Raw genomic sequence first — 8,025 nt, forward strand, 5'->3', positions numbered from 1 at the left:
TCATTTATAAAAGGTTTACTTAGGATATAAAACCCTAAAGATGAGTGGCGGCGCGAAGCGCCGCCACTCATCTTTAGGGTTTTGATTTGTCCTCACGATCTCTTACGTTGCTATAGTCGATTAAAAGGAAAACCCGACTGGAGGATGACAATCTTTATTTAATCTGATGGAGCGATTAGGCGATCGCCAACAGAAATCTTTACAATGCAGAAACTTATCCAAACCCCTTGACCTTATACCATAGTATAAGGTCTAAGCTTGTAACCGTTGGATGGAAAAACAAGGATGCAAATGCTGCAAGTTGGAGAAGTTTCTCGTAAACTAGGACTAAATCCCCAGACCCTATATTTCTATGAGCGTATCGGTCTAATTCCCTCACCTCATCGGACAGAATCTGGCTATCGTCTATTTAGCCAAGAAGATATAGATCGCTTAGCCTTCATCACCCACATCAAATCGATGGGACTGAGTTTAGATGACATCAGGGAAATTTTGACCGCTAAGGATGGGAAATCGGCAACTTGTCAAACAGTGCATGATTGTCTCCTCAAAAAAGCAAGATCCATCGAAGAAACCATTCAGCAACTGCAAATATTGCTTGGCGAACTGCTGCCACTGATCGATCACTGTCATAGCAATATTGAATGTAGCGACTGCTCTAATGCAAAACAACCCTGCTCAGTACCCGAAGATCCTCGTTACGAGTTCCATCAAGCCTGTAGTACTTGGCAAGGATTTACGAAGAAACCTCTAGAATCTTCAGTTTCTGATCGCATTTCCGCTGTAGATACAGAGAGAACACCCGTCAGCGTTCGTTAAGGGCAAGTTAGTTACCAGTTTATTACTAAGTAAATGGGCATAGTTAAATATAAATACCTAAAGCCTGCGGCGCACGCTGCGCGTGCGCCGCAGGCTTTAGGTCTGGATTTTAATTACGCTGAGGTACTTAGTCCATTACCAATTTGTTAAAGGAATACTTGAGAAGTCATAGCTTCTGAATTAGTTCTACCGCGATCGCCATGTCTCTTTAATGGTGTGCGATTCAAATTAAAACTAACCTTAGCAAGAATCTTAGAACTATTTAAAATTATTCTTTACAAATATGACCAGATTATTTTCAGACGTTATACCCACACCTTCTAATCCCAATTCCGAACCCTTAAAACTTAGCTGGATATCAATAGCTTTTTTTTCCACCTTCCATATTTTAGCGCTATTGGCTCCTTGGTATTTCTCATGGTCTGCCTTAGGAGTTACGATTCTGTTGCATTGGTTTTTGGGAAGTATTGGGATCTGCTTGGGCTATCACCGTTTATTAAGCCATCGCAGTTTTCATGTCCCCAAATGGTTAGAATATGCGATCGCCTTAGTCGGTGCGGCGGCACTACAGGGGGGACCAATATTTTGGATTGCGGGTCATCGCCTTCACCACGCCCATACCGAGGATATGGATCTCGATCCTTACTCTGCTCGCCGAGGATTTTGGTGGAGCCATATGCTGTGGATACTTTATCCAAAACCCGACTTTTTTAAATTAGATAAATATGGCAGATATGCCCCCGATCTCGTGCGCGATCCCTTCTATATCTGGTTAGACAAATACTTTTTACTTCTGCAAATTCCTTTAGGGCTTGGCTTATATCTCCTCGGTGGTTGGTCTTACATTATCTGGGGTATGGGTCTGCGATCGGTTTTACTATGGCACAGCACTTGGTTTATTAACTCAGTTACCCACATGTGGGGCTATCGCACCTTTGAGACTAATGATAATTCGCGCAATCTCTGGTGGGCTGCGATCGTTACCTATGGCGAAGGATGGCACAACAATCACCATGCCTATCCCCATGTGGCAAAGGCGGGCTGGCGTTGGTGGGAAGTTGATGTGACTTGGTGGGCGATTCAAATACTGAAAAGCCTAGGCTTAGCAACTAAAGTAGTTATGCCACCCGCGCTGAAAAATCAAAATTAAAAAAGGGTGAGATGCAAAGCATCTCACCCTTTTTTATGCGATCGCCAGCACCTGTTCGATCACGGTTTTTCTTGCCCATTTATCGGCTTCGAGAATATCTTCCAGTTCGGGTTTAGATATGCAATTATGGCGATCGCATACATATTTGATCAAATCTGCAATCTGCACATAGCGAATTCGCTCTTGCAAAAATAGTTCCACTACTTGCTCGTTGGCAGCATTCAACACCGCAGGCATGGTTCCCCCAGCCCGACCTGCGGCGTAGGCTAGTTCCATACAGGGGTACTTCTGATGATCGGGGGCACGGAAGGTCAAAGTGCCACAATTAACCAGATCGAGGCGTTCCCATTGGGTAGGAAGGCGATCGGGATAGGAGAGGGAATAGAGCAGAGGTAAACGCATATCAGGAATCCCCAGTTGCGCTAACACTGAGGTATCTTCTAATTCAATGAGGGAGTGAATAATGCTTTGGGGATGGATCACAATCTCAATCCGATCGTAATCCACGCCAAAGAGATAATGAGCTTCGATCACTTCCAAACCTTTATTCATTAAGGTGGCTGAGTCGATCGTAATTTTTTTACCCATTGCCCAGTTAGGATGCTTTAAGGCATCAGCGACAGTAACGGAGGCTAGCTCCTCGGTGGGGCGATCGCGAAAGGCTCCGCCTGAAGCCGTGAGAATAATCCGTCGCAATCCTCCTTCTGGCACACCCTGCAAGCATTGAAAAATTGCCGAATGTTCGGAATCCGCAGGCAATAATTTCACCCCATGTTTTTGCACCAAAGGTACGACCACTTCGCCGCCTGCGATCAAAGTCTCTTTATTGGCTAATGCAATGTTTTTACCTGCTTTAATGGCGGCAATCGTTGGCAATAGCCCTGCACAGCCGACAATTCCTGTTACCACTGCCTCCGAGTCACCATAGGCGGCAACGGTTTCTACGCCCTCGGCTCCTGCTAGCAAGATTGGTTTTGTGGAAAGATCAGCGATCGCCTCTTTTAATTCTGCAAGTTTCGTTTCGTTAGCGATCGCCACAATTTCGGGCTGAAACTGGCGAATTTGCCTTGCGAAAAGATCAATATTTCCCCCTGCTGTCATTCCCACCACCTGAAATTTTTCAGGATACTCGGCAACAATATCTAACGTTTGCGTACCAATCGAGCCAGTGGAGCCAAGCAGGGTAATGCGTTTCATAGGAAATTTTTTATTAATATTTATTATCTAATCATTAAAGTCTTGCATAGTTTTTTGAGCGATCGCGATCGAAGTCAAAATTTGATATAGCTATAACCAAGGATATGCATGGCGGCGCTTCGCGCCGCCATGCTCTGTTTGCTTTTTGAGACAAAAACAAAACCCAGAAGAGTGTTGCGGCGCTTTGCGCCGCAACACTCTTCTGGGTTTTCTGTCTTAGCTTATTTGGCTATAGCCATAATTTATGCCCCACAGGTACGATCTCAAGTATGAGCTTTCCTCAAAAACTGGATTGCAGCCGCAAATATTAATTTGTTTTAAGTTATCTCACAATCTAAGCAACGAATGTAAACCTCTACGATAAACTTGGTTTTAAACATCCCGTGCCTATTTTTCTTTTAGATAGGTACATATAATTGATTGGAGCAATAGCAATATGTCGCATGCAGTCAAAATTTATGACACCTGTATCGGCTGCACACAATGCGTGCGAGCCTGTCCTTGTGATGTTTTGGAAATGGTTCCTTGGGATGGATGCAAAGCGGCTCAAATCGCTTCTTCTCCCCGTACCGAGGACTGCATTGGTTGCAAACGTTGCGAAACTGCTTGCCCCACTGACTTCCTAAGCGTCCGTGTCTATCTTGGTGCTGAAACCAGCCGCAGCATGGGTCTTACCTACTAATTTCGATAATTTTTATGATTATTTTTTAGTAAGTTAGATTCTTGTTTATTTTTCATTAAGTGCAATTATTCTTTATCCTGCATTTAGATTTAGGCGTGCCGATTGGTACGCCTAAATTGTTTTTTATCCCAAATGGCACGCTAAGTACTTGTACAAAATAAATTACCAAAACCCGTAAAGTTGCGCTATAAATTACCAACCAACGGGGCACAACTTTACGGGTTTTGGTTTGTAATTAATTATGCCTAGCTACTTATACCAATTCACGTTATACCAATTCACGAAAGTGTGACAACACTTTCATGAATTAACAACCAAACCCAGTAGGGTTTTGAGATTCCCAAAATGGCGTTGCCATTTTGGGAATTGGTATTATGCGTGTCTTTTGATTCAGTAGAGGCACGCTATGCGTGCCTCTACTATGAGTAATGGTTTTTTTGATTTTTTCTATGCTTGATATTTTCGATCGCGTACCAGATGGCTTATTAGATCTTGAATCCACCCAACTTTGGCAATTACTCAATCGTCCCACCCTGATCCACATCGAAGGCGATCGCCAACCCGCGTTATTTGTTTCGATTTTGTTACATGGCAATGAAACAACCAGTTGGTTAGCGATGCGCGATTTGCTTCGTAAATATCAACACCAAAAACTACCGCGATCGCTTTCCTTATTTATCGGCAATATTGAGGGGGCAAGGTATCGCCTGAGGCATTTAGACAACCAACCCGACTACAATCGCATTTGGCAAATTGAGGAAGGGTCGGAGGCATTGCCAGAGCAAATCATGGCGCAAAAAGTAATTAGGGAAATGCGATCGCGGGGAGTATTTGCAAGTATCGATATTCACAACAATACAGGCAGAAATCCCCACTATGGATGTATTCCTAGCCTAGACAAGCATTCCTTACATCTAGCGCGACTGTTCGATAAAACTGTGGTGCATTACACCAGCCCCAAAACATTGCAGTCCTGTGCTTTTAGTGAACTTTGTCCCGCGATCGTTTTGGAATGCGGACAGCCCGATCTCCCAGAGGGAACTAGCCATGCGCTAGCCTATGTGGAAACCTGCCTCCATCTTGATAGTTTCGATCGCTTGCCCGATGATGCGATCGCCGATATCGATCTGTTTCACACCGTAGCGATCGTCAAAATTCCCCATGAGATTAATTTTAGTTTTACAGGCGAGCCTGACGATGACATCACTTTTCCCAATGAGATGGATTGTTTGAATTTCTGTGAATTACCCATTGGGAAAAGCTTCGGCAAAGCGAAAACTGCAATAGCCTATCTCTCGGCTGTAAGCGGAAATGGAGAAGAAAAAAGCGATCGCTATTTTCAAATTCAAAATGGAGAGATCTTGCTGCAAACGCCTGTAATGCCATCAATGATCACCCTTGACCGCAATATTATTCGCCAAGATTGCCTCTGCTACTTAATGGAACGGTTACCACTTCCCTAAGGGTTACGGCGCATAATTAAACCCCAAAATATGAGTGGTGGCGCTTCGCGCCACCACTCATATTTTGGGGTTTAATTATGCCTAACTACTTAGCGACCAAAGGGAAACTTAAATGGTAAAGGCTTGATGAGGGCTAGTTCTGCAATCATCTGTTCATGTAAATGACCGTTAGTTGCCAGCAATCTCCCTGATTTGGGAAGGTGCTCGCTGCCATCATAGGCGGTAACAATCCCACCCGCCTCACGTACGATAACTACCCCCGCCGCTAAATCCCATAGCGATAAGCCTCGCTCCCAATAACCATCTAAGCGACCGCAGGCCACATAGGCTAAATCCATTGCCGCCGAACCTCCACGCCGCACCCCTTGGGTAAGATGGGTAAAATGACAGAATTCCGCATAATTATTATCTTCAACAAGGGTGCGATCGTAAGCAAAGCCCGTTACGAGTAAACTACGGCTGAGTTCTACGGTTTTAGAAACATGAATTGGCAACCGATTACGGGTCGCTCCTAAACCCGTCGCCGCTCGAAAAATTTCATTGCGAAAGGGATCGTAAATCGCACCTACGGAAGGAATTCCATCCACAAGTAAGGCGATCGATACCGATGAGAAGGGATATTGGTGAGCGTAATTAGTCGTACCATCCAAAGGATCGATCGCCCATAAATAACGGCTCTCGGTATTGCCCAATACACCCGATTCTTCAGCCAAAATTCCATGATCGGGAAAATGGCGCTGCAAAATTGAGAGAACCATTGCTTCCGATTCTTTATCAGCGATCGTTACCAAATCTCCTGGACGTTTTTCCTCAATATTTTCTTGAAGATTTCCCCAGTAGGATTTGAGAATTGCACCTCCCGCACAAGCCGCTTCGGTAGCGATATCTAAGAAAATTTGTAGTTGCTCTTGACTAACTGAAGCTAGCGAATTTGTCATGATTTTAGGGTAAAAATTTGGATAGAAATTGGGTTAGCAAATAAGTAGCTCGGCATAAGTAAACTTAAAACCTAGAAGAGCATACCGCCCGCTACGCGGGCGGTATGCTCTCTGGTTTTGGATTCTAATTCTGCCTAGCTACTTAATACCAGAAATCACTCGATCAGATTCGGGTGGCAAGTTTTTTGAGGAGAAACTCGTGATTCACAAACTTCCAGTCTCATCCGATTTCACCAGAGAGCTCACTCTGGATCTCACCAGATTGGTGGTGTTCATCAAGTGACGATCGCTGCGAGAATAACAAGGCATTTCATTTATGAAGATTCATGTTGTAATTCTTCATCTTTTGTTACCTTTTGCTCAAATCATAAATCCAACCTACTACTGTCCACCCTAACCTCTTCACATTCTCAAGTAATACTCCATGAAGCCCTCTTGGAAATTTTCCCTGTTCTCAGCAACGCTCGCCAGTATGATCGCTAGTACGATCGCCACTTTAGTCCCCCCTTCAGCGATCGCCACTTCCACTTCCCCCAACACCCCAGTCGATCAGACCAATGCCAAAGAAGCGGAAGAGCTTTGCGGTAAGCCAACCCTAGATGACCTCACCCAGCACAAAGTCAAGCAGGGTGAAACTCTAGAGGCGATCGCCAAGAAATATGAACTCAAAGTCGCAACTTTAATGGGGCTAAATCCTGAAGTCCGCAATGGCGAAGTCAGCGTAGGTCAAATCCTATCAATTCCCCCTCTAGATGGTCTGACCTATCGCTTTAAAAACGATGAAAACTATACAACTGTTGCCAAAAAATATAATATTCGCGCCGACGTGCTCTTCGAGCGCAATGGTTGCCAACGCAAACCCCAAGTAGTATTCGTGCCTGGAGCATTATGGAAACCCGATCCCGTGCCCTTCAATGCGGCGATCGCTTCTAGAGGATCTGGCAACCCCGATGTCATCTTTCAAACAGGTGGTTATCCCCTGCCCTACGGCGTACCTGTCACATCTCCCTATGGCTGGCGCATGAATCCCGTCACTGCCCTTTGGTCATTTCACAGCGGCATTGACCTCGGCGCACCCTATGGCACTCCTGTACTCGCCGCCAAAGCAGGACGGGTAGACTATGCAGGTTGGGGGGATGGTTATGGCAATCTAGTCGAACTCGATCATGGCTCCACAGGTACACGTTATGCCCACCTCGCCGCTATTTACGTTAGCCAAGGTCAAAATGTCGCTCAAGGTCAACAACTTGGTATTGTCGGCTCCACAGGGCGATCGACAGGTCCCCACTTGCACTTTGAGATTATGGTTCCCTCAGGCGATGGTTGGGTAGCTCTTGACCCAGCACCATATCTCAATCGCATCGCCTCAGCTATAACCAACTTACCCTTACTATAGCTACAGTCACTTGAATGAGGACAAATAAGCCCCAAGAATTGAGTGGCGGCGCAAAGCGCCGCCACTCAATTCTTGGGGCTTATTTGTCCTAATACACTTAGTGGCAGCTATATAAGCCGAACAAGCCAGTTTAGTAATTTTTTATCCATGTCACAAAAGAGGTGACCTCTTTTGTCGAATCAAAACCCCAAAGATGAGTGGCGGCGCTTCGCGCCGCCACTCATCTTTGGGGTTTTATGTCCTCAGCAAACCTTACGTTGCTGTATAACTGTCGCCAAGTGTACTAGGACATAAAACCCAAGAATTAATTGGCGGCGCTTCGCGCCGCCAATTAATTCTTGGGTTTTGATTTGTCCTAATTCAAGTGAATGTAGCTATAT

At 45.1% G+C, this 8,025-nt stretch carries 7 protein-coding genes; 5 read left to right on the plus strand and 2 right to left on the minus strand.

From position 1 onward, the window contains the following. Positions 1-285: 285 nt before the first annotated feature. Together AC805_RS12265 and AC805_RS12270 are read left to right on the plus strand one after the other, a co-directional pair. Positions 286-819 (plus strand): heavy metal-responsive transcriptional regulator, encoded by a 534-nt coding sequence (locus tag AC805_RS12265; protein WP_072143604.1) that lies wholly within the window; start codon positions 286-288, stop codon positions 817-819. 283 nt (positions 820-1,102) lie between these two features. Further along, on the plus strand, positions 1,103-1,969 hold the full coding sequence (locus AC805_RS12270) for a fatty acid desaturase (RefSeq protein WP_055075708.1): 867 nt from the start codon (positions 1,103-1,105) through the stop codon (positions 1,967-1,969). A gap of 33 nt (positions 1,970-2,002) precedes the next feature. On the opposite strand, the gene AC805_RS12275 is transcribed toward AC805_RS12270, so the two are convergent. Next, positions 2,003-3,166, minus strand: coding sequence for a 1-deoxy-D-xylulose-5-phosphate reductoisomerase (locus AC805_RS12275; RefSeq protein ID WP_055075709.1), 1,164 nt, complete (start codon positions 3,164-3,166; stop codon positions 2,003-2,005). Between the two features lie 436 nt (positions 3,167-3,602). Here AC805_RS12275 and psaC point away from each other — a divergent pair, with 436 nt between their 5' ends. Then, positions 3,603-3,848, plus strand: coding sequence for a photosystem I iron-sulfur center protein PsaC (gene psaC / locus AC805_RS12280; protein WP_009628656.1), 246 nt, complete (start codon positions 3,603-3,605; stop codon positions 3,846-3,848). A 449-nt stretch (positions 3,849-4,297) separates the two neighbouring features. Then, positions 4,298-5,311 carry a M14 family metallopeptidase gene (locus tag AC805_RS12285; protein ID WP_055075712.1) on the plus strand — a complete coding sequence of 338 codons (1,014 nt, stop codon included), beginning with the start codon at positions 4,298-4,300 and terminating at the stop codon, positions 5,309-5,311. A gap of 89 nt (positions 5,312-5,400) precedes the next feature. Here the strand turns inward: AC805_RS12285 and AC805_RS12290 are convergent, their stop codons facing one another. Further along, positions 5,401-6,249 carry an inositol monophosphatase family protein gene (locus AC805_RS12290; RefSeq protein WP_055075710.1) on the minus strand — a complete coding sequence of 283 codons (849 nt, stop codon included), beginning with the start codon at positions 6,247-6,249 and terminating at the stop codon, positions 5,401-5,403. A 424-nt stretch (positions 6,250-6,673) separates the two neighbouring features. On the opposite strand from AC805_RS12290, the gene AC805_RS12295 reads away from it, so the two are divergent. Continuing rightward, positions 6,674-7,645 carry a M23 family metallopeptidase gene (locus tag AC805_RS12295; protein ID WP_055075711.1) on the plus strand — a complete coding sequence of 324 codons (972 nt, stop codon included), beginning with the start codon at positions 6,674-6,676 and terminating at the stop codon, positions 7,643-7,645. The last annotated feature ends 380 nt before the right edge of the window (positions 7,646-8,025 follow it).

It is taken from the genome of Pseudanabaena sp. 'Roaring Creek', from assembly GCF_001402795.1.
Taxonomy (GTDB): domain Bacteria; phylum Cyanobacteriota; class Cyanobacteriia; order Pseudanabaenales; family Pseudanabaenaceae; genus Pseudanabaena.